This is a genomic window from Lyngbya sp. CCY1209 (assembly GCF_035615495.1).
Taxonomy (GTDB): domain Bacteria; phylum Cyanobacteriota; class Cyanobacteriia; order Cyanobacteriales; family Microcoleaceae; genus Limnospira.
The window spans coordinates 1-22,484 of record NZ_JAJENU010000250.1 but is presented as its reverse complement, the minus strand read 5'-3'; the positions used below and the strand labels follow the sequence as shown (position 1 = coordinate 22,484).

The window sequence follows — 22,484 nt, the reverse complement described above, 5'->3', positions numbered from 1 at the left end:
AGGGGATCGGATCTGAATCCACAGGCAAGATGCCCGATGCTCCGTTTTGAATATTGCCTCGTTTGAGCTGAAACGGTCCACTACGATAAAGCTAAGATCGAGTAAGAAACCCATAGCGTTATAGGGTATAATATAAACATCGGGAGGAACAAAAAGTTAAGGCAATGGATATCTATGGCGGTCAGGACCCAAGGGACATTCCCAGCTACTCGGCTGGAGATGCAGCCCGCTATCTGAAGATTCCGGCTTCAACAATTCGAGCTTGGACAGTTGGCAGAAAATATCCGGTCAACGACGGACATAAACAATTCCGCCCCTTGATTGAAACGTCAGTCAAGAACCCCTTACGCCTGAGCTTTATCAACTTAATTGAAATTCATGTTTTGCGGGCGATTCGGCAAGATCACAATCTGGATTTAGCCAAAGTCAGAACAGCATTAGATTACATCGACGAACAATTTAAAACGCCCCATCCTCTCGCCCATCAAGAATTTTATACCGACGGCGTAGACCTCTTTATCGAACAGTATGGCTTGCAAATTAACGCCTCTGCCCAAGGACAAATTAATCTAAAAAATTTATTAACTGCTCACCTCGATCGCATCGAACCCGACGATCGCGGTTTGGCGGTCAAACTCTATCCCTTCACCCGCAATCAAGAAGAAAATAACCCCCGCCTCGTGGCGATCGATCCTCGCGTCGCCTTCGGTCGGATGGCAATAGAAGGCAGGGGTATACCGACGGATATTATCACCGAACGATTTCACGCCGGCGACTCCCCCGAACAAATCGCCGATGATTATGAATGCGAAGTCGAAAAAATTCAGGAAGCCATCCGCTGTGAAACTCGCCCCATCGCAGCATGATCAACGAAGGTCAAAAAACGGTATTTTTTATCGATCGCTGTTTGGGAAAACATCCCATCCTGGAAATCCTGAGAGCGACGCAAAAGTAAGAGCTTGGAAAAATTCGACAGAATTGCTCGACGAAATCACCCCTCAAAACCCATAATATTTGGATGAGACGATCGCATCGGAACCGTTCGAGATGGGATGAGCCGATCGCCCCATTTCCCGAACCGTCCCCAACTCGCGGGAAGCGATCGCGGGTTCGGGGAGTCTTGCGGGTTCTGCTAAAATCTGCTACAGAGTTAGCGATCGCCAACCGAATTGCATTTCCATGACCACCCTGATCCACCCGACCGCAGTAATTAGTCCCGGTGCCCAGTTGCACCCGACGGTACGGGTGGGAGCCTATGCCGTAATCGGAGAAAACGTCAAAATCGGCCCCGGAACGACGATCGCGCCCCACGCGGTGATCGACGGATGGACGGAAATCGGGGCGAGAAACCAGATTTTCCCCGGCGCCGCCATCGGCTTGGAAACCCAAGATCTCAAATACGAGGGCGCCGAAAGCTTCGTCAAAATCGGCGACGATAACCGCATCCGCGAATACGTCACCATCAACCGCGCCACCTACGCCGGGGAAGCCACCGAAATCGGCAATGGCAATTTGATCATGGCCTACGTCCACGTCGGCCACAATTGCATCATCGAAGATGGGGTAGTAATTGCCAACGGGGTGGCCCTGGCCGGGCACGTCCACATCGAGTCCCGGGCGCGACTGAGCGGGGTTTTGGGCGTGCACCAGTTCGTCCGCATCGGCCAGTTGTCGATGGTCGGGGGGATGAGTCGGGTCGATCGCGACGTGCCCCCGTTCATGCTGGTGGAGGGGAACCCGTCCCGGGTGCGATCGCTCAATGCCGTGGGCCTCAAGCGCGCGGGTCTGACGTCGGAAGACTTGGGATGGCTCAAAAAGGCGTTTCGGATTCTCTACCGTTCCGGATATCGCACGGACGAGGCGATCGCGCAGTTGGAACAACTCCCGGAAAATCCCCATTTGGAGCACCTGAAACGGTTCGTCCGCCTCTCCCAAACTCCGGAACGGCGGGGGTTGATTCCCGGAAAGCGATCGACATCGGAGACGGAATGAAGATTTTGATCAGTACGGGGGAAGTCTCGGGGGACCTGCAAGGGGCCCTGCTGGTGGAGGCGCTGCGGCGGCGGGGGATGGAAATGGATATCCCCCTGGAAATTACAGCCTTGGGGGGTCCGAAAATGGCGGCGGCGGGGGCGATGCTGTTGGCGGATACGACGGCGATCGGTTCCGTGGGCCTGTGGGAGTCCCTGCCCTATTTTATCCCCACCCTACAGATGCAGTGGCGGGTGCGGCGTCACCTGCGGGAGAATCCCCCGGATTTGGTGATTTTGATCGATTACATGGGGCCGAATATCGGCATCGGCAACACCGTCAACGGCCGTTTTCCCGAGATTCCGGTCATTTACTATATCGCCCCCCAGGAGTGGGTTTGGTCCCTGGGTTCGGGAAATACCGATCAGATCGTCAAATTCAGCGATCGCATCCTGGCAATTTTTCCCCAGGAAGCCCGCTATTTTCGCGAGAAGGGGGCGGACGTGACCTGGGTGGGTCATCCCCTCATCGACCGCCTCAAGGCCTATCCAGAGCGCTCTGAAGCCCGTCTGCGGTTGGGAATTGCCCCCGACGAGATCGCGATCGCCCTGCTACCGGCGTCCCGATGGCAGGAAATTCGCTATCTGATGCCGGTCATGTTCCGGGCGGCGCAGACTTTGCAGGAAAAATACCCCGAAATTCGGTTTTGGATTCCCCTGTCTTTGGAACGGTATCGGGGGGATATCGAAGGGGCGATCGCGGATTATAATTTGCGGGCAAAAGTCATTTCGGAAACGGCGGATGTCCTGGCGGCGGCGGATTTGGCGATCGCCAAGTCGGGCACGGTCAATTTAGAATTGGCATTGTTGGACGTGCCCCAGGTGGTGGTTTATCGAGTGAGTCCCGTTACCGCCTGGATCGCCCGCCACATTTTGAAATTTTCGATCCCGTTCATGTCTCCCCCCAATTTGGTGGAAATGAAGGCGATCGTGCCGGAATTGCTGCAAGATCAGGTCACGCCGGAAGCGATCGTAAATGAGGCGATCGCCCTTTTTCCGAATAGCGATCGCCGAGAAAAAATGTTGCTTGACTATCGGGAAATGCGGGAAGCATTGGGGGGCGGAGGAGCCTGCGATCGGGCCGCCGCCACGATTTTGGAGTGTTGAGAAACCCGGTTTATACCAAAATTTTTGATGGGAACCCGAGATGCTATTAGAAACCCGGTTTCTTGGGATTTCGGAGCGATCGCCCAAAAATGACCAAAGCGATCGATAATAAAGACAACTCCTCACACGATCGCCGTTCAGTGTATTTGGAGAAATGATATGAACCGTTTTGTCAATTTTGTTGCCTTTTGTAGTGTCTTCTTGATTGGGTCTGCGGCCCAGGCGAAACCCGCAGAAATGATTCTGGCCCAAGACCCGCCCTCGGCTTCGACGTACAACCCGGGACCCTGGCAACCCGTCGCCCGAGTCAATCCCCAGGAGCCCGTGGGCCTGACACTTGTGAACGAGTCCGGCGTCGTTTTGGAGTACGGTTTGACCACCGGCGGAACGGCAAATTTGGCGACGGGGGATAGCATCAGTTATACCAACCTTCCCCTCGATTCTTTTTTGTTGATCAATCCCACAAATGTCGGTCTCAGCCTCGATTACGATGTCGATGTGGTTGATAATGTGGTGACGGTTACGGTGCGGCCTAGCGGCGCTCAGGCCGGTCTTCGCACGGTCAACGTTCAATCCACCGGGGGGATTTTTATTTACTAAATAGACCCCATTTTCTCAAATCTAAATTGTCGAAAAAATCGCCCAGCTTTTTGATGAAAACTGGGCTTTTTTGGATTCAACCCATCTGCTGCGATACGGTTCGATCCCCCTCAATCCCCCTTGACAAGGGGGACTTGAAATGTAAACCAGTATAAAAAATGGCTGGAACCACAGAGACACAGAGAACACAGAGAGAGAATTTTTGCGGTTTTCTCCCCCCTTATTAAGGGGGGCTGGGGGGGATCGAATGGCTCCCCCCTTATTACGGCGCGGCCGTTTCATTCTCGGTTATCAATTGTCGAGGATGATGAGGAAAACCGTTAATGGGAGCCAGGAGAAAGGGTTTTTTTAGTTAAAAATACCTTTTCATTCCGAAAAATCTCCCTCTGCTCCCTCTGCTCCCTCTGCTCCCTCTGCTCCCTCTGCAATTTTTCGGGGAGAATGAAACAGCCCTGCTTATTAAGGGGGGCTGGGGGGGATCGAATGGCTCCCCCCTTATTAAGGGGGGCTGGGGGGGATCTAATTAAATCGTAAATATCCCTTTTGGATTCACGGAAAAGAGCGATCGCCTCTGGAGTCCTTCCCGGTTTAATATCTCGTTGGCGGCTAGTAAACCGCTGCTGACGGCTCGTTCCATCAAGCCGCAGGGGAAGGGCATTTTCACCCAGTCTCCGGCGAAGAATAAGTTAGAGACTCCGGAATCCGTTTCCGGGCGATCGCCATAACTGCCGGGGGGATAGCCGGAGAAGTTCTTTTGGTTTACCAATTCTCGATGTAACAGCGTCGCTTTTTTCAGTTCCGGCACGATTTCATACAATTCCGATTCAAAGGTGTTTAACAGTGCCTCTTGGGTGGGAAAATCGGCTTCTTTGTAACAGTAGGCGTGGAGTTCGACGACGCTGCCGCCCGTTTTTTCGTGCCATTCGATATAGGGATCTTGGATGCGGTGGTAGAGGGTGATGCTGTCGGTTAATTGGTAGCCGGAAAGGGAGGTGAAATGGCTGTGTTCCCAGGGGAAATCTCGGTCGAACCAAAAACGACAAACGGCGAAGGGATCGGCGATCGCCAATTTTTCGATCCGTTCTCGCAAGGCCCCATTAACCGCCCCCGTTGACCGGGAAAAGAGCGATCGCACGCCGGGAACATCTGCGGCGAAAACATAATAATCCGCCTGCAAAGCGATCGGCGATTGTGTAGCCGATGTAACGGACAGGGTGGGAAAGTCCGGTTTAGAGTAAGTGAAACTTACCTCCTGTTTTAGCTCCCTTTCAGCCCTCCGATTTTCGGAGGGTTTGCTTATTTTGGAGGTTAACTGCACCCGATTTTCTCCCGATTGGAGGACGTGAAATCGGGGTAGGTCTTTGCGTGCCGGACCGGAAATGACCCGGCCTTGGCGGTCATAAACTGCCCCGTGACAGGGACAGCGAAAGCCGCCGTCGGGTTGGCGGTTGACGGTGCAGCCTTGGTGGGTGCAGGTGAGGGAAGTGGCCTCGGTTTTTTGGGTATTGAGGATGTAAACGTCGTCCGCCGCCCCGAAATATTCGCCCTCCGCTTTTAACGCCAGGTTGCGATCGACCCAGAAGGGAACCGAGCCACGGGGGTTGCCCGTGGTGTAAAGTAAAGAATCGATGCGTCCGTCCCGCCATTGAACCTCGGAGACTGTGACGCCGGTGCGGATTTCGCCCCCGTTGGCGGTAATGGCGTCGGCGATGGGTTTGACCAGGCCGGTTCCCATATCTTGGCGGGTTCCGTTGAAGGCGAGCCCCTCCGGATTTCCGAAGAAGTAAAAGTGGAAAAATTGCATCAATTCTCCCGCGCTGAGGCGATCGGGGGCGTTTAAACTGGATTTGGCGAAGGGGAGAAAATAGAGGTCGTACAGGCCCCGGGGAAATTCTCCGGCCACCCACTCACTGACTGAGAGGCCGTCGAGGCGTTCAAAACTGTCGGGGATGGCGAAACCGCCGATCTCCCGAAATACCCGCCAGTGCTGGGGTTTGGCGAGGTTGATGCCCCAGCGAAATCGGTTGGGAGAGGCGATCGCCAGATCCACCACGTTCCAGGGGAAAGCGGAGTGGTTGGGTCGAAACACTTCTGGATCGTAGGTGGCATCTCGGAGGACGACGGAGTAAAATTTAAGGGATAGAAAATGATCGCCGATGTTCAATTCTTGAACGATGCGGTTGAGGTTATAATATTGGGGAAAAAAACCGTGGAACCCGTGTTCCATCATGAACGTCTCGTTCCCCACCCGCACCGGCCAACTGGCGATTTTGCCGCCGAGTTGGGGCGATCGCTCCAACAGGGTGACGGCGAACCCCCGCCGGCTCAGTTCGTAGGCGCAGGCTAACCCCGCCAAACCCGCCCCGACGACGACGACGCGCTTGCGGCCGTTGGAGTGGTAGGGGAGGTCGAGGGGATCTCGTTGGGCGATCGTGGGCTGCGGTTTTTTGAATCGGGAATAGCCCAACAGTCCACCCACTGCACCGACTCCTAAAATTTTGAGGACTTGTCTTCGAGAAAGGGATGGGAATTGTAGTGATTCGGGAAATTGACGCATTAACAGTAACGGGTGTGGATGATCCGAGGTTCCCATCAACTCCAAAAGGCTCAAAAAATTACATATCCTTCCGGAACGGAACCTATCATTTATGGATGGTAACATTGAGTTGAAATTTAAGTAAGTCCAACTCCGACTTTTTAATATTCCCAAGCTGCCGGCTGGCAATTGGGCGACTTTGATTCAGAATTGGGTGTCTCTACAACAGCCGAAAGGCCCGTGCATTTTGATGGTATTATTGAGAGTCACCTTTATGATCGCCAACAATTACAAAACAGTTTGGGTCACGCAACTTTCCCGACGACAGGAGATGATTTGGAATCTGATCTTGGCATCCCAAAGCCTGTCCGTGTTCATTCATCCCCCGGACATCGATTTGAAATCCGCCGTTCGGGAAGGGGCTCGGCAAGGTCAACTTCCGGATCTGTGTTTAATCGATATCATGCACTTTATTCGCCAAAAACAGAGTCCCTACGAATTTTGTCGGTGGTGTCATTTGAACTATCCGGAAATCCAAATTATTTTGACCCACGGAACCGCCGATAAAGTCTCGCAAGCCGAACGGTTGTGGGCGACAAAACAGGGGGCTCAAGATCTGTTAGCGGGATTTCAATTGGTTCACTTGCGGGCGGAAATTACCTTCGGCTTGCAGCGAGTTTTGGAAGTGTTAGACCTGCTTCCAATCGACCAGAGACAGCTTAATTCAGTATTTGGAAAAATTCAAAAAAATTTATCTTATAAGTTCGATGATTTGCCGGAACTTGCCGTTTATTAATGGGGGTTTAAGCGGTAGAAAATCCGCCCCCGTCCCCATCCCCCCCAGCCTCCCTTTGTAAGCAGGGCTATTTCATTCTCCCAGAAAAATGGCGACCGGGAGCTCCAGGAAGCAGAGGAAGCGACCGGGAGAAGAGGGAGATTTTCCGGTTAAAAATACCTTTGTATTAGGAATTCGGGTGCCGGTTCAAAATCCGTTGCACCAATTCGGGATGGCGCGATCGCAGATCTTTCGTTCCCCGCAGCGGTGGGAAAGAATCGCCGCGATCTGCCCCTCCACCACTTCCGCCAAATATTCGTATCGAGTTTGGGTGGCGGTGTCCTCGTCCCGCCTCACCATCGAACCGCTGCGGTCAATTAAGATCAAAACGTCGCGATCGCAAATCGAAGCATAATCCCAATCCATCGCTTTTTCTATATGATCGTGTTCGGACAGTTTTAAATCCGATTCTGTTTGACCCCAATTAATGGTAACCCACTCCGGTTTGTACTGATAAAATAACGCGATCAAATCCGAACGCTTCGACCGGCGTTCGTCGGGAAACTGATTTTTCAATCCGAAGGACAAGCCAATATTTTCGATATGTTTTCTCACCGTCGCAGTCGTGATGTGGAGGCGTTCGGCGATGTCGCGATCGCCCAAACCCGATAACATCAGTTTTAACACCTGTCGGCGTCGGGGAGTCAACCCGTCAAATGCGTCGGCAAACTGGCTGCGGTTCATCCCCCCACTCCTCCCCCTGAAGCACACCTTCGATCATACACAGTTGTGGATTTCCCCTCAAGTTGTGAATCTTTCTTCACAATAGCCCCTTGTGTAAGGGCGATCGGGCATAATGAAAGTAATGCAGACCTACGAGGGGTGAATCGCCGGGAAAACGGTCGAGAACCTCCCGCGATCGCACCCAATTTAAAACCCATGAAAACCATTCTTAAATGGCTGGTTGTCGGTTTTTGCGAACTGATTTTATGTTTTTGGATTCTCGGAACCTCCGCCAATTTGGTCAGCGCCCCGAGTACCCTCAAAGTTTGGTTTGGCGTTTTCGGTTACTTAAGCGGACTGGTGATCATTCCCGGTTCCTCTATTTACTACGTCACCCGAAAAATTCATCGCGCCAAAGTGCAACAGCGGCAGCTAAAAGCCACCTTTCCAGAAGATGAAACATCCCTATTTCAACTCTTAGATTCTCAGCGGTGATCATCATGATTAAAACCTCTCTACTTCGTCGTTTTTTCCGTTTCGCAGGACTCGCCACCCTCATCAGTTTGGGGGTTTCCTCCTGCGGTTTGGTTCCCGGAACCAGCGTCAAACGCATCCCCCCCGGCTATGTGGGGTTGCGGGTGGAAATGTACGGAAGCAATCGCGGCGTGCAAAATGCCACCGTCAGCACCGGCCGGGTTTGGTACAATAGCTACACCGAAGAAATCGTCGTTTTCCCCGATCACGTCCAATACTACATCCTCACCGCCGCCAAAGATGAAGGGTCCCCCATCGACGAAAGTATCACCTTCGGCGTCGGCGGAACCAGCGTCAACGCGGACGTTTCCCTCTCCTACTTTTTTAACACCGAAAAAATCAAAGATTTCTACGGAAAATATCTCAAAGATCCCCAGGAATTCAAAGCCACATTAGTCCGCAGCGAAACCCGCAACTGTTTCAACCAGAAAGCGGCGGGACTCAAACCGGAAGATATCGTCGGCAACAAACAGGGAGAATTGTTGACTTCCGTGCAAGACTGTTTGAACGACAAATTTGAAAGCGTCGGCGTGGAATTCGACTCCGTGGGATTCGTCAGCAAACCCCGTTTTGACGCCGCGATCGAAGCCCAAATGACCGCCCGTTTCCAAGCCGAACAGCAGGCGATCGCAGCCAAAGCCCAACTGCAAGTCGCCCAAGCCGAAGCCGAACGCAAACTCGCCGAAGCCCGGGCGGACGCGGAAGCGGCAAAAATCGGCGCCTCCACCGTCACCCCGATGACCATTCGCCTGCGGGAGCTCGAATTGCAGCAGCAAATGATCGAAAAATGGAACGGCGTCCTCCCCATGTACCAGGGCGGACCGGCGCCATTCCCCACCTTCGATCCGAAGGCGGCGGCGCCTCAGAATTAGTCTCGCCCTCGACTGTTCCCCCCAGAATTGGGGGGTTAGGGGGGCTTGATTTCCGGGTCAATCAAGATGTCCTCGGCTGCCACTGGTGGGGAATCGGCGCCTGCGGCTGTCCCAACCCGTCCGTGAGGGCGTAACTCGCCGCCAGCAGCCGCAGCCACAAGCCCGGATAGCGGGGTTCTAACCAGGGTTGAAAACGGCGGGCGAGGGGGGGAATCCAACCCAATAGCCAACTGACAAACGCCAGCCCGGTGAAGGTGAAATAACTGCCCATCCAGCGGAGGATTTCGCCGGGACTGATAAAGTCCAAAATCCATAATAACAGCCTGGGATTGGTTCGCGCGGCTTTTAGGGCGAGGCGGTTGAAGGTCCACCAATCCACCCGATCTTTGATGAAGGTATCCGCCACTTCCGGGGGTTCGGTGGCGAGGATGCCGAAAAAGGTGTTCAGGATGGAATTGATGCGTTGGGGGGGCAGGTGGCGTCCGGTGGGAACCATCATGCCCTTTGAGAATAGCCAGGTGACGGCGACGTTGCTTTGGTAGGCGCGAATTTGGTTCAGGTAATTTGCCTTCAATAAATCGTGCTTGAGGGCGGTATTTAACAAGTCCGTCAGGCGGGAAAGATTGCGGACGAGCGATCCGAATCCGGTGAATACCAGTGGGGACTGCAAAGAGGCCGCATCCCCGATCATGACCAGGCGATCGTAGGCAACCTTGCGATCGCGATTCCCCAAACTAAAATGTCCGGGAATGTAGCCGAACGTCGCTTTTTTCCACACCAATTTGTCCATATCGCAGCGGCGATATTCGGGCAAAATGGTGAAGAAATCCTCGTACATTTCCAGCAGCGAACCGGGATTTTTCGGGTCGATTTTGTGATAGTGGAACAGATAAAACGTCAGTTCATCTCCGGCGGCGGGAAACAGTTCCCAAATCAACTGACGCCCCCGGGAAATATCCCCGTGGCTGTTGAGAACGTCCCCGTAGGTGGAATCCCAAACCCCCGGTTCAAAACCGCCCTCGATCACCGCCCCCACGGTGGGACAGACGCTATCGAACGCCCGCCCGCCGTTGAGTTGCCAAGCGATCGGAGAAGCCGTCCCCATCGCGTCCACCAACAACCGTCCGGTGGCGATCCGTTCCGATCGTCCGGGCAGGTGGGTGGCTTTTACCGTGACGCGATCGCCCCCGATATCCGCCCGGACAAACTCCGTTTCGTCCCAAATGTCCCCCCCCGCCTGCCGCAATTTTTCCCCGCACAGAAACAGCAATTTCTCCGCATCCAGCGCCACATTCAACACCGTCGGCGTGTGCAGGATTTCCGCCTTGGCAACGGGGGGATTGTTGGCATCGAAAAACTTGTGGAATCCGTCCTTATATTCCCGGGCGATAAACGTTTCAATTTCCGCCCCGGTAAATAATCCCAAATCGATCAAACTTTGCAATTCGCTGCGGGAAATATTCCATTCCCGGTTCATACGGCCGAAGGGGAGGCGCTCCATCAGCAACACCCGGTAGCCCAACCGGGCCATGACAGCAGCGTGGATGACCCCCAACGCCCCGCCCACATAAATTAAATCGTAATTGGGGCGATCGCTCCCCGTTTTAGCCTCGGCATCGTTGAAAATCACCGGCTTCGGCGTCTGCGGATTTCTCACCCCCTCCCGCCAGCGTTTTTCCCACCAGTAAACCCGCGTCAGGTCGTATTCCCCGTTGGGGATTTTTTGGAAATATTTGACCGTCTGCGGATAGTCCGCGGCGAGGGCTTCAAAAATGGATTGCCGCGACAAATCGATCGCCGGCGGTTCCGGATACTGGTGGGGAAACTCTGCCCTCAACTCGGTTTCGAGTCGCTTTAGAACCCGATTTTCCTCCGCACTCGGGGGAGTCCCCACCCGGAACGCTTTCAGATAAGTCGTCCGCTGCAAGGGCCAGACGAAAACGGAGAGTTCGCCCGTCCCCGGGGGAAATTGCAGGCGAAACCCGTCCGGCGTGGCGATTTTCGTCCCCTCTCCGGGTTCAAACGCCTGCTGCAACCAGGTACAAACGCGCCGTGTATGGGGGGTTGGAATTTCCAGATAGAGAAGCTCTTTCATGTCACTCGTTGTCAGTCGTACCTCAGTTGCGACCCACCTTCCTATGAATTGCACACTTTACTAAGCATAAGGGAAAGCGGACGGGTTCGACCAGAATGATTGTGCGATCGCCGTAGCACGGGCCTCCTGCCTGTAATCCCGCTACCATAATTGAAAATATCCAAACGGCAGGGTATATGACAGAGAATCTCAACATCGGCGAACTCCTCCGCCGGCAGCGACAATTTTTTGCCACGGGCCAGACGCGGGAGGTGGACTTCCGGCTGGCCCAACTGCGACGGCTGAAACAGGCGATCGCGGATTTTGAAGAACCCATCACAGAGGCGGTTCGGGCCGACTTGCGGCGTCCCGAGTTGGAGGGCACATTTGAACTCTCCTGTTTGGCAGAAATCAATTATGCCCTCAAACACCTCAAACGCTGGGTGAAACCGAAGCGGGTTTCCGGTTCTCTCGCCCAATTTCCGGCTTCTAGCAAGGTGTATCCCGAACCCCTGGGGGTGGCATTGATTATCGGGCCGTGGAATTATCCGTTTCAACTGGTTATCTCGCCGTTGGTGGGGGCGATCGCGGCGGGAAATTGTGCGATTTTAAAACCCTCCGAACTCGCACCCCACACCTCGAAAGTGGTGGCGGATCTGATTGGCAAAACCTTCGATCGCCACTACATCGCCGTCGTCGAGGGGGGTGTGGAAGTCAGCCAAAAACTCTTGGCGGAACGGTTCGATCGCATCTTCTTTACCGGGGGAAAGCGGATCGGCAAAATCGTCATGGAAGCCGCCGCCAAACACCTCACCCCCGTGACGTTGGAATTGGGGGGGAAAAGTCCCTGTATCGTCGATGCGGATATCCAGTTGGAATATACCGCGAAGCGGATTATTTGGGGCAAGTGTATCAACGCCGGACAGACCTGCATCGCCCCGGATTATCTGTTGGTCGATCGCGCCATCAAACCCGATCTGATCGATGCGATGAAAGCGACCATTGAATCGTTTTTCGGTTCCCAACCGCAAACCAGCCCGGACTATGCCAGAATTATCAATAACCACCATTTTGCGAGATTGGCGGAATTGTTGAAAGACGGAAATATTGTCGTCGGCGGCGAGACGGATGAGAGCGATCGCTACATCGCCCCGACTCTCATTGACGGGATATCTTGGGAATCTCCGGTCATGGAAGATGAAATTTTCGGGCCGATTCTTCCGGTTTTGGAATATGATGATTTGGGAGATGCGATCGCCCAAATTAACGCCCGACCCAAACCCCTCGCCCTCTACTTTTTTTCCCGCGACAAAAACAAGCAAAAACGCATCTTAGCCGAAACCTCTTCCGGGGGCCTCGGTTTGAACGAAACCGTCCTGCACGTCGGCAGTCCCACCCTGCCCTTCGGCGGTGTCGGGGAAAGCGGCATGGGCAGCTATCACGGCAAAGCCAGTTTCGACACCTTCTCCCATTACAAGAGTGTCTTGAAGCAAACTTTCCTCTTTGATATTCCCCTGCGATACGCCCCCTACAAGGGTAAAGTTGATTTGATGAAGTCCGCGATCAAAAAGTGAGGTTTGCCGGGGCAAATGTCCGGGATTTGGGGTTGACAAATTCCCGGACTTGACTTATCCTTTAATCATGGGGATCTGTGCCGACATATATATAGATGTCTCGGGGATGATCGGCTCTGAGAAAACCACTCCACACGCAGAGGGCGCAGAGGAAATTTTTCCCAAACCCAAACCCGCGATCGCCGTTTTTGGGGATCGACAATTGAGAGGTTTCCACGGCCGGACGGCAGAAACCCGCCTCAACTTCCCGTTTTCACCCGCACGGGGGGAAGATTGCCGTTCAGACTCGGATAGGGAACCGGGTCGGGTTTGAGAACCTCCAAATTCAGCCGATAGCCGACGTTGCGGACCGTCTGGACGAGGCTGGGTTGGCGGGGGTCGGTTTCCACCTTTTTTCGCAAAGATAAAACGTGGGTGTCGATGGTGCGGGGATTGTCGATAGAGTCCGGCCAGGCGCGGCGCAACAGTTCCGAACGGGTCAACGGTTCCCCCCCCGCCTGAGCCAAAACGTACAATAAACTATACTCTTGGGGGGTCAGTTCGATCAACAATCCTTGCAGGCGGACGCGGCGCTGCACCAGATCGATTTTGAGGGCCCCGTAATCCAAATGGGTCGGGGGGGCCAAGGTGCGGTGGCGGCGCATCAGCGATTCGGTGCGGGCCAAAAACTCCTGCATTCCGAACGGTTTGGTCAGATAATCGTCAGCCCCGGCCCTCAAGCCGCGGACGATATCCGCCTCGCCTTTGCGGGCCGAAAGCATCAATACCAAAGCCTGCCGTTGCCGTTGCAGCCACTGACAAAACTCCAAACTGTTTCCGTCCGGCAATTCCGCATCGAGGACGACCAAATTGGGCTGATTGTTGAAAAACACCTCCCGAGCATGATGAAGGTCTGCGGATTGAAATACCGAATAACCGACGTGCTGAAGATGCCAACCCAAAAGCGATCGCAGGTGTGGATTTCCTTCAATGATTGAAATACAAGCAGATCCCACTGGTGCCAGCTTCCCTTATCAATAATTAAACTCAAGGTTAACAGGGCCGGAGTCATGATTTTGTAACTCCTGTTACCCCGTGTCAACCTGATGATCTGGCCCCTTCCCGAACCGTTTCGGGAGTCGCGGTAAAATAGAAACTGAAGGGCACCGGGTTGAGTTTCCCCTCGGGTCGAATCGGGCGATCGCCGTCCGAACTCCGACCCCGGACGAGATCCGGCAACATTTTTGGGGTGCCAGTTGCCGACCGCAAACGAGTCGGAGATCCCTTGAACGGTCTGCGATCGCAGCGGGGAAACCTATTCTTAGGAGCGAGGGTCTGTTAAATCAGAAGAAATTCGCTAAAATGCCAAAAATCCATCTCATCGAGGTGTAGAAAACGAAAGAAAACATTAAGCGAAAATCGCTCTTCCTCCCTTCGGCTCCCCCGATTGGCTCATAACCTAGAGATGACTTGAGGTTCCCACCATGTTACAGAACGCACTCACCATCCGGCACTATCAAAAACTCACGGATTCTCTCGTCGAACTGTGGAATCGCGGCTACCGCCACGACGAGCTGAGAATGTTTGTCGATGGCTACATCGCCGCCCTCAGACACGCCAGCGTCCTCGAACCCTTCCAGGTTCACCGCCTGGAGGAGGAGACGTTCCGGTACATTCACGACCCGTCCAACTTCGAGATGCCCCTCCCACAGCCGGAAGTGGACTACTATTAGACGATAACAAACCCAGCCGCTTTCGGGCTGGGTTTGTTTGTCACCGTTCCGAAACTTTGGCGACGGTTTAGGACGCGAGGGCGACTTCGAGCATTTGCTGCAGTTCACCCTTCTGGTACAACTCGATCATCACGTCCGACCCCCCGACAAATTCCCCGTTGATGTAAACCTGGGGGATGGTCGGCCAGCTAGAATAATCCTTGATGCCCTGACGAATTTCGGGCTCTTCCAAAACATCGCAGGTTTCAAACGGGACTCCCATGCTGTTGAGAATTTGAACCACGTTGTTGGAAAACCCGCACATGGGCATCAGCTTCGTCCCCTTCATGAAAACGAAGATTTTGTTATCGTTGATGAGCTTTTCAATTTTGGCTTGCGTTTCAGAAGTCATAATGGCGTGTTCGGTTGAGTTGACGAAATACTGAGCAGCGATTTGACGCAATCAAATTGGGCGAGTGAGGCGTTACCCCGTCCCCGAACCGTTGACTCATCCCCCCGAGGGGAGCGAGATCAAGCGGCTTGATTCACTTTTTCCCACCCTTGGGGGGTGTAGGTTTTGAGGGCCAGGGCGTGGATCGCCTCGGTCGCCATCGCTTCCTTAACCGCTTTATAAACCATTTGATGCTGTTTGACCAGGGTTTGCCCCTCGAAGGCGGACGAAACAACGATCGCCTGCAAGTGGTCGCCACCGCCGAGATCTTCGACCTTGACGAAAGCGTCGGGCAACTCGGATTGAATCATCGCCTCGACTTGATCGAGAGTGACCATAGATTTCCTTCAATAAACTGCGTCTCCCCATTTTGACATACTCCTTGAAGATGGGGAGTAGGGAGTAGGGAATAGGGAATAGGGAATAAGGAATAGGGAATAGGGAATAGAAAGCGGAGGATGCTTCTGGAACCCCTGTGCCTCCGGTCGCCTCCGATCGCCCCCCTGCCCCCCATCTGAGAGCTTTTCGGGTTTTGAATATTATTGCGGGTTGGAAGAGGTGGATTGTTCCGGGGCGGCGCCGCCCGGTAAGGGGGTGCTGACGAAGCCCAATTCGAGCAATTGTTGGTAGGCTTTTTTGCCGAGGTCGCGGGTGGGGGCTTGGGAGCGGATGATTTGGACCAGTAGCGGAACCGCCAATTCCGGTTGGTTTTGGGCGCGGTGAACCAGGGCCAGTTGGTAGGTGGCGTTGTCCCGCAGTTGGGCGGTGTCCCGGGCGCGATTGCGGTGTTCGTCGGCGATGCGGTTGTCGATGCCCGAGAAACTGGTGGCCAACTGTTGGTAAAAATTGGAGAGTTGGTTGAAAATTTGGCGGGCCTCTTGCAGTTTCTCCGCCGCTTCGTCATAATTTTCGTCGGCGATCGCTTCGCTGGCCTCCGCTAACAGCCGCTCCCCCCCCTGGACGCTCAAAAAACTACTTTCGAGACTCAGCGGGCGCGTATCTTGGGGGTTGGACGGCTCTCGGTTCGGCGTCACTTCGACCGGCATTTCCAACTCCGACTCTTCGCCCATTCCGTCGGGATTCGAGGAATCTTGGGCGACAGCCCAGCCGGCACCCAGGAGGGTGAAAACCGCCAGGACGGATGCCGACAAACTGGCAATAACTTCGGGAGAGCGGACAGTTCCAGGGGACAGCATAATGATGTAGAAGTTGCGCGATCGCGACACGAAAGGTCATTGAACTTCACGGATCTTATCATTCCTTGGCCAAAATTGGAGACTTCGCCCGATCGCTTGCGAATGCCCGATCACCTGCCTCCCCTACCTCCTGTGCCCCCCTGCTCCCCTGCCCCCCTACCCCCCTGCCTCCTCTGCCCCCACACCCCACACCCCACACCCGGCACGCGGCGGTATAGTTTTGAGGGGATCGGCGATCGTCTCCACCGCATCAATCCCCAAAACCATCCCGATCGCATCCGTTCAGGTGGTGAATGAGAGAATTTAGACCAGCGAGGATTACGACAAGATGACATCACCAGTCAACCCGTCCGGCATCTTGGCACAAGAGTACCAGGGCATCGGCGTTCCAGAAGACAGCATCGACAGCATTTTACAGCGGGGCGGAGAAGAACTCCCCATTCAAAAAATCCCCGATCGCTTCACGGTGCGACTCTCACCCACGGCCGGCCCGGGCCAGCAACCGGGGCTCAAACCGGACGGCCAATTCGATCCCGTCGTCGCCGTCGGCGACGACTTGGGGAACCTGCCCATCCACATCAAAAACACCGCCTACGTTCCGCCGGGACTCAGCGAGGTTCAGGTAGAATCCACCCAACTCGACGAGGCGATGGAACTGGCCCGCCAATCCGATCGCATCGCCTTCGCCAGCCACGTCTACCGGGTCGAAAACGACCCCGGGATGGTCTTATATCTGACCAACCAAATCACCATCCAGTTCGATGAGAGCGTCGGGGAACAGACGCGAAACGCGATCGCCGCCACCCAGGGCCTCCACCTGCTCAAACCCGTCGAGGGCATCCCCAACACCTTCGTCTACGAATTGGGCTCGCGCAGTCTCGAAAACCCGATCAAAATCTCCAACCGCCTGACCTGGAATCCGGAAGTTCTCACCGCCGAACCCAACATCATCGTCAGAAGCCAATCCTACTACCGGCCCCGGGACCCCCTCTACAACCGCCAGTGGTACCTCCACAACGGCGGGGGCAACGGCGTGGCCACCAACTCCCACATCTCCGTGGAAGGCGCCTGGGACATCACCCGCGGCAACCGCTCCGTCGTCGTCGCCATCACCGACGACTCGGTAGACATCAACCACACCGACTTCCGGGGGTTGGGCAAAATCGTCGCCCCCCTCGACCTCAAAGGCCAGGATCGCCTCCCCCTGCCCGACTCCCCCTCCGACAACCACGGCACCGCCTGCGCCGGTGTGGCGGTCGCCGAAGAAAACGGCAAGGGCATCGTCGGAGTCGCCCCGGGCTGCGCCCTGATGCCGATCCGCACCACCGGCTACCTCGACGACGAGTCGGTTGAAAAGATGTTCGACTGGGCCATCGATCGCGGCGCCTCGGTGATCTCCTGCAGTTGGGGGGCCAGCGCCGTCTACTTCCCCCTCTCCCTGCGCCAGCGGGCCGTCATCACCAAAGCCGCCACCCGGGGCCGCAACGGCCGTGGCTGCGTCATCGTCTTCGCCGCCGGCAACGCCAACCGCCCCATCAACGGCACCCTCAACGAGAGCGGCTGGCCCAACAACGTCATCAAAGGCCGGACGAGATGGCTGGCCGGATTCGCCGTCCACCCCGACGTCATCGCCGTCTCCGCCTGCACCAGCCTCAACAAAAAAGCCGCCTACAGCAATTGGGGCACCGGAATTTCCGTCTGCGCCCCCAGCAACAACGCCCCCCCCGGAATGTGGCTCCAGGAAACGGGCTACATCGGCACGCCCCCGGCGATTCGCAGCACCCTGGAGGGGTTGGGCGTCTTCACCACCGATCGCATGGGTGCGGCGGGCTACGACCACGAGGACTTCACCCCCTATTTCGGCGGCACCTCCAGCGCCACCCCCGTCGTCGCCGGGGTCGCCGCCTTGGTCTTGTCCGTCAACCCCCAGTTGAGTGCCCAGGAGGTGCGCCGCATCATCGAACAAACCGCCGATAAGATGGTCGATCCCGACCCCGACCCCCAATTGGGCATCAGCATGGGCAGTTACGATCGCAACGGCTACTGCCAGTGGTTCGGCTACGGCCGCGTCAACGCCGAAAAAGCCGTGAAAATGGCGAAAAGCAAACAGGCGACCCGCCAGCAGGTTTCCCGCCGGGTGGAGCGATCGAACGCTCAAACCCTGGCCATCCCCGACGACGATGGCGAGGGGGCCAGCAGCCGCATCTCCATTTCCGACACCAGCCCGATTTTAGACATCCAGGTGAGCGTCGAAGTCGAACACGAATTTTTGGGGGATGTGGAAATTCACCTGGTCGAACCCGGCGGCAAGGCGGTACTGCTGCAAAACCGCACCCTCGGCCGCAGCACGTCCCTGAAAACCACTTACACCCTCCAGAGCACCCCCTACCTGCGGGAATTGCTCAACCTCTCCCCCCAAGGAACCTGGCGGCTGACGGCGATCGACCGGGCCCCCGAACACACCGGAAAGCTGAAGGGGTGGAAATTGGATCTGGGTCTTTAGGGAGCGGAGGGGCAGGGAAAAGAATTGATAATTGATAATTGATAATTGATAATTATCAATTTTCTTCTTCCCGATAAGCGCGGATCATCGCCTGGGTGCCCTGCATCGCTCCGTCGCCACCGTCCAGGTCGCGGACGACTTTGAAGAGGCGATCGGCCAGTTCCACTCCCGGCAAATATCGGGATAGGGCCTCCTGTACCAACCGCAAATCTTTGACCATGTGGCGGATCATGAAACCGGGGGCGAAATCCCCGTCCGCCACCTTTTCTCCCAAATTCGACAGGGCCCAGGAACCCGCCGCGCCGGTGCCGCACACTTCCACCACCAACTGCGGGTCGATACCCTGGCGTTCGGCCAGCAGCATCGCCTCGCACACCCCCACCAAGGTGAGGGAACAGAGGATTTGATTGCACAATTTCACCCCCTGACCGCTGCCGCTCGGCCCGCAGTGGCGGATATTTTTGCCCATCGCCTCGAACAGGGGTTTGCAGGTTTCAAAGGCGTCCGCTTCTCCCCCCACCATGATCGTCAGCGTGCCGTTTTTCGCGCCGACATCTCCGCCGGAAATGGGGGCGTCCAAAAACTGAATTTTCCGGGATTTCAGGGCTTCCGCGATGGGGGCGACGGCGGCCGGTCCGATGGTGCTCAAGTCTACGACGATCGCCCCCGGTTTGGCAAATTCGGCGATACCGCCCGGCCCGAGGATGACTTCTTCCACGTCGGGGACGTCTCCCACGCAGGTGCAGATCACTTCCGCCTCGGCGACGGCATCCCGGATGCTGTTCGCGATTTCGGCGCCCCCCTCCCGGGCGATCGCGACCCCGGGGCGATCGGGGGTGCGGTTCCACGCCCTGACATCGTAACCCCCCCGGGCTAGATTGGCCGCCATGTGGCCCCCCATCACGCCGAGTCCCAAAAATGCGGTTTTCATCATTTCGATGCTGCGCTGAACGACGCGATCGATTTTAGTGCAGATTCCAACATTTGGATAATCGCCCCGACATTCGCCAATTTCGGACGGGATATGTAGGGCAATGATAGAATTAAAGAATATGAGAAATCCACCGAAGTGCCGAGGAGATCTGATAATGACCGATGAAAATAACGAGAATTCCAAAAATCCCCAATCCGACCCGGACACCCCGCAAACTGAATCCGAAACTGAATCCGAAAAGGCGATCGCGAAAGCTTTCATGGTGAGTATGTCTTGGGCGATGGCGGGTTTGTCCGACAAATCCAAATCCGAAGCGGGCGATCGCGAATCCAAAGATTAATTTTAAAATTGCGTGCATCTACCGTCATTTTTAAACCCCAACCAACCGCCCCCCTTACACGGTCTAATTTCGAGATCGCGATGCCACATCCCCGACGCGGACGGGCGATCGCTACAGCTTCCGAATCCGGCGACTGACTTGGCTTTTAAAGCGGCCCAACGGCCAAGAAATCAACAGGAGAACCGGGACGATTTCCAAGCGCCCCATCCACATCAACAACATCAAAATAACTTTACCCAGCCAGGGCAAAGTCGGGCCGGTAATTCCCGTCGATAAACCGACACTTCCCAGGGCCGAAGCCGACTCGAAAATCACGTCCGCCAACGTATACTCCGGGCCGACAATATTGATCAGTATGAAAATACTGATCGCGATCGCGCTCAACCACAGGGCCCCCAGCACCGCCGCCGACTCGATGCGGCGGTTCGCTTGCGTCTCCGAAATCACCTTGCCATCCAACTTGTAATACATCATTTGGTGGGGGGCGAGGGTGACGCGCTGGACGCGCCACAAAATCGCTTTGAACAGCGACACCACCCGCGTCAATTTCAATCCGCCGACGGTGGAACCCGAAGCGCCGCCAAAAATCATCCCGACGGTCAAAATTAATTTTTCTACGGTCAGCCATTCCTTCAAGTTTACCGTAGAAAAACCGCAAGTTCCCAGAGCCGAAGCCCACTGAAATACACTGTCGAGCCAGTGAAATTGACCGTGGAACCAGTAAGTTTCAAAAAATAGCAGCAACGAACCGACGACGAGAAGTATCCACAGCGCCCGATGTTGGCTGTCCTGCCACAGCGCTTTCAACCGCCCCTTATAAATGAGTTGGTAGTGAACCGGGAAGCTGATGGCACCGGCGATCATAACGAGAATGACCGCCGCCTGAATTCGCGTGTCGTAGGCGGCGATACTGTCGTCCGGAATCGAGAAACCGCCCGTCGAAATTCCCGTCATCCCGTGGTTGATGGCGTGCCACCAGGACATCCCCGCCACCCGCAACAACAGGATCGCGATCGCGGTATAAATCAGGTAAATTTTCCATATTTTCTGCACGGTTTCGGTGATCGTCAGACCGATTTTTGTGTTCCGAGTTTCGGCGCTGTACAATTGATAGGCGTCCGTACTCGGCTCCAAAATGGAAATCATCAAGACGATGACGCCAACCCCGCCAATCCACTCCATCAGGGAACGCCACCACAGCAAAATATTCGGCAACTCGCTCGAATGCAGGGCGACGGAGAGCCCCGTACTCGTAAACCCCGAGAACGCTTCAAAGAGGGCATTCCAGGGATTTTGAAAGTAAAAAATAGTCAGGGGCGTGAGGGGAGTTTGTGACAGGTGAGATGCGATTAAGATAAAGGGTATAGATCCCAGACAGGGAATCAGAAACCAACCCAAACCGACGGTGAGCAGGGCGTGGGGTAAACGGGATTCTTCGGCTTTTTTGAAAAGGCGATACAGCCCTTGTCCGATGGCGAAGGAGATCGCCGCCGTCCCCAGAAATGAGAGCAGGGCATAATATTCGCCAAATATCACGCAAACGGGCAGGGAAATGACGGCCATCGCGCCGGGGATGTGCAGCAATAAACCGAGGTCGCGGAGAGTCGTTTTAATATATGGATTCACTGTTTCCTAGAAAATTCTAAAGGCTTTCAGTCAGTTGAAATCAAGTTTTTCGATGGGGTGTCTGACTGTCAATTTCTCTTGCGGTTGAGGAGTTGATAGAGTTGTCGGGCGATAATCACTTCCGGATCTCCGAGGATGGCGACATCGAGGCGTTTGAATAAGCTCTGGTGCAATTTTTCATTGACGACGCTGACGAGGGTTTCGATGCCGAGTTCTTTACCCATGAACATGGCCATCAAGTTGATCGAATCGTCGCTCGTGGTGGCGACCAGTGCATCGGCGCGGCTGGCTTCGGCTTCTTCGAGAATGGCACCTTCGGCAATATCCGCCTGGAAGACGCGGATCTGGTGCTTTTTCAAGACCGCCCTCGCCCGGTCTTCGTGGGAATCGATGAGCGCCACTTCATGCCCTTCTTCAACTGCCAAATCGATCAAACTTGAACCTTCCGGCCCCGCATCTACGATAATGATGTACATCTTTTAATGAATAATCTGGAAAAATCGACTCGCTGGGGAAGGCGCGATTGCCCCGCCTCCCACTCAAATTCGGCCGTCAAATCTATCTTCGGGTCGATGGCAAATCGATGAAAATTTGCACCCCAAATCAGATCGGACGAAACCTGAAAATTACGTTTATTTTAGTCGAATTTCCGCGATCGCGCCTCTAACTTTGGTCGAATGTTGGTTGCCAGTCGCCCCCAAACCCCCAATCCTGGGGGCTTTGATTGGATTTTCCCGATTTATATCGAATCCAGTTAAATACCTAGAAGTCGAAGTCCCCTTGAGACTTTCCCTGTATCAATCAAAGCGAAACATCCTTTGGCTCCCCCCTTGTTAAGCAGGGCCGTTTCATTCTCGGTTAAAAATTGTCGAGGGCGACAATGAAAACCGTTGATGGGAGACAGGAGCAAGGATTTTT

General features: G+C 55.0%; 22 protein-coding genes. 11 read left to right on the top strand and 11 right to left on the bottom strand.

All coding sequences use genetic code 11. The annotated features are described in order from the left end of the window. Positions 1-164: 164 nt before the first annotated feature. The 4 genes from LKE08_RS06690 (at position 165) to LKE08_RS06675 (ending at position 3,737) form a co-directional block, all read left to right on the top strand. A complete protein-coding gene (locus tag LKE08_RS06690) occupies positions 165-866 on the top strand; it encodes a DUF433 domain-containing protein (RefSeq protein ID WP_324703429.1) in 702 nt (233 codons plus the stop codon). A 313-nt stretch (positions 867-1,179) separates the two neighbouring features. Then, positions 1,180-1,992, top strand: a complete 813-nt coding sequence (gene lpxA / locus LKE08_RS06685) for an acyl-ACP--UDP-N-acetylglucosamine O-acyltransferase (protein WP_324703428.1) — start codon at positions 1,180-1,182, stop codon at positions 1,990-1,992. Further along, complete coding sequence (lpxB, locus tag LKE08_RS06680; RefSeq protein WP_324703427.1) at positions 1,989-3,137, top strand: lipid-A-disaccharide synthase; 1,149 nt, start codon at positions 1,989-1,991, stop codon at positions 3,135-3,137. The genes lpxA and lpxB overlap by 4 nt, the downstream gene beginning before the upstream one ends. Positions 3,138-3,296: 159 nt before the next feature. After that, entirely contained in the window at positions 3,297-3,737 is a 441-nt protein-coding gene (locus tag LKE08_RS06675) for a hypothetical protein (protein ID WP_324703426.1), read from the top strand. Positions 3,738-4,260: 523 nt separating this feature from the next. Here the strand turns inward: LKE08_RS06675 and LKE08_RS06670 are convergent. Next, on the bottom strand, positions 4,261-6,294 hold the full coding sequence (locus LKE08_RS06670) for an FAD-dependent oxidoreductase (RefSeq protein ID WP_324703425.1): 2,034 nt from the start codon (positions 6,292-6,294) through the stop codon (positions 4,261-4,263). Positions 6,295-6,523: 229 nt separating this feature from the next. Here LKE08_RS06670 and LKE08_RS06665 point away from each other — a divergent pair, with 229 nt between their 5' ends. Then, complete coding sequence (locus tag LKE08_RS06665) at positions 6,524-7,069, top strand: response regulator (protein WP_324703424.1); 546 nt, start codon at positions 6,524-6,526, stop codon at positions 7,067-7,069. 186 nt (positions 7,070-7,255) lie between these two features. Here the strand turns inward: LKE08_RS06665 and LKE08_RS06660 are convergent, their stop codons facing one another. Next, positions 7,256-7,792, bottom strand: coding sequence for a helix-turn-helix transcriptional regulator (locus tag LKE08_RS06660; RefSeq protein ID WP_324703423.1), 537 nt, complete (start codon positions 7,790-7,792; stop codon positions 7,256-7,258). Positions 7,793-7,987: 195 nt separating this feature from the next. Here LKE08_RS06660 and LKE08_RS06655 point away from each other — a divergent pair, with 195 nt between their 5' ends. After that, positions 7,988-8,266 (top strand): hypothetical protein, encoded by a 279-nt coding sequence (locus tag LKE08_RS06655; protein ID WP_324703422.1) that lies wholly within the window; start codon positions 7,988-7,990, stop codon positions 8,264-8,266. A 5-nt stretch (positions 8,267-8,271) separates the two neighbouring features. Further along, positions 8,272-9,177, top strand: a complete 906-nt coding sequence (locus LKE08_RS06650; RefSeq protein ID WP_324703421.1) for an SPFH domain-containing protein — start codon at positions 8,272-8,274, stop codon at positions 9,175-9,177. A 61-nt stretch (positions 9,178-9,238) separates the two neighbouring features. On the opposite strand, the gene LKE08_RS06645 is transcribed toward LKE08_RS06650, so the two are convergent. Next, positions 9,239-11,272: a flavin-dependent dehydrogenase gene (locus LKE08_RS06645; protein WP_324703420.1), complete on the bottom strand. Its 2,034-nt coding sequence runs from the start codon at positions 11,270-11,272 to the stop codon at positions 9,239-9,241. Positions 11,273-11,448: 176 nt separating this feature from the next. Here LKE08_RS06645 and LKE08_RS06640 point away from each other — a divergent pair, with 176 nt between their 5' ends. Continuing rightward, positions 11,449-12,825 (top strand): aldehyde dehydrogenase, encoded by a 1,377-nt coding sequence (locus LKE08_RS06640; protein ID WP_324703419.1) that lies wholly within the window; start codon positions 11,449-11,451, stop codon positions 12,823-12,825. A gap of 239 nt (positions 12,826-13,064) precedes the next feature. Here the strand turns inward: LKE08_RS06640 and LKE08_RS06635 are convergent, their stop codons facing one another. Together LKE08_RS06635 and LKE08_RS06630 are read right to left on the bottom strand one after the other, a co-directional pair. Further along, entirely contained in the window at positions 13,065-13,820 is a 756-nt protein-coding gene (locus LKE08_RS06635; RefSeq protein ID WP_324703418.1) for a response regulator transcription factor, read from the bottom strand. An 82-nt stretch (positions 13,821-13,902) separates the two neighbouring features. Beyond that, entirely contained in the window at positions 13,903-14,046 is a 144-nt protein-coding gene (locus tag LKE08_RS06630; RefSeq protein WP_324703417.1) for a hypothetical protein, read from the bottom strand. Positions 14,047-14,288: 242 nt separating this feature from the next. On the opposite strand from LKE08_RS06630, the gene LKE08_RS06625 reads away from it, so the two are divergent. Then, a complete protein-coding gene (locus LKE08_RS06625) occupies positions 14,289-14,537 on the top strand; it encodes a DUF6761 family protein (protein WP_324703416.1) in 249 nt (82 codons plus the stop codon). 67 nt (positions 14,538-14,604) lie between these two features. Here LKE08_RS06625 and grxD read toward each other — a convergent pair whose 3' ends face one another. The 3 genes from grxD to LKE08_RS06610 all read right to left on the bottom strand — a co-directional run bounded on the left by grxD (position 14,605) and on the right by LKE08_RS06610 (position 16,163). Then, positions 14,605-14,928: a Grx4 family monothiol glutaredoxin gene (gene grxD / locus LKE08_RS06620; protein ID WP_324703415.1), complete on the bottom strand. Its 324-nt coding sequence runs from the start codon at positions 14,926-14,928 to the stop codon at positions 14,605-14,607. Positions 14,929-15,047: 119 nt separating this feature from the next. Continuing rightward, positions 15,048-15,305 (bottom strand): BolA family transcriptional regulator, encoded by a 258-nt coding sequence (locus LKE08_RS06615; protein ID WP_324703414.1) that lies wholly within the window; start codon positions 15,303-15,305, stop codon positions 15,048-15,050. 201 nt (positions 15,306-15,506) lie between these two features. Next, positions 15,507-16,163 carry a hypothetical protein gene (locus tag LKE08_RS06610; protein ID WP_375341404.1) on the bottom strand — a complete coding sequence of 219 codons (657 nt, stop codon included), beginning with the start codon at positions 16,161-16,163 and terminating at the stop codon, positions 15,507-15,509. A 328-nt stretch (positions 16,164-16,491) separates the two neighbouring features. On the opposite strand from LKE08_RS06610, the gene LKE08_RS06605 reads away from it, so the two are divergent. Further along, complete coding sequence (locus tag LKE08_RS06605) at positions 16,492-18,666, top strand: S8 family serine peptidase (protein ID WP_324703413.1); 2,175 nt, start codon at positions 16,492-16,494, stop codon at positions 18,664-18,666. Between the two features lie 55 nt (positions 18,667-18,721). On the opposite strand, the gene LKE08_RS06600 is transcribed toward LKE08_RS06605, so the two are convergent. Further along, entirely contained in the window at positions 18,722-19,600 is an 879-nt protein-coding gene (locus tag LKE08_RS06600; RefSeq protein WP_324703412.1) for an NAD(P)-dependent oxidoreductase, read from the bottom strand. A gap of 154 nt (positions 19,601-19,754) precedes the next feature. Here LKE08_RS06600 and LKE08_RS06595 point away from each other — a divergent pair, with 154 nt between their 5' ends. Further along, positions 19,755-19,940, top strand: coding sequence for a hypothetical protein (locus LKE08_RS06595; RefSeq protein ID WP_324703411.1), 186 nt, complete (start codon positions 19,755-19,757; stop codon positions 19,938-19,940). Positions 19,941-20,051: 111 nt separating this feature from the next. Here the strand turns inward: LKE08_RS06595 and LKE08_RS06590 are convergent, their stop codons facing one another. Further along, a complete protein-coding gene (locus LKE08_RS06590; RefSeq protein ID WP_324703410.1) occupies positions 20,052-21,566 on the bottom strand; it encodes a TrkH family potassium uptake protein in 1,515 nt (504 codons plus the stop codon). A gap of 68 nt (positions 21,567-21,634) precedes the next feature. Continuing rightward, positions 21,635-22,042 (bottom strand): NAD-binding protein, encoded by a 408-nt coding sequence (locus LKE08_RS06585; protein ID WP_324703409.1) that lies wholly within the window; start codon positions 22,040-22,042, stop codon positions 21,635-21,637. Positions 22,043-22,484 lie beyond the last annotated feature (442 nt).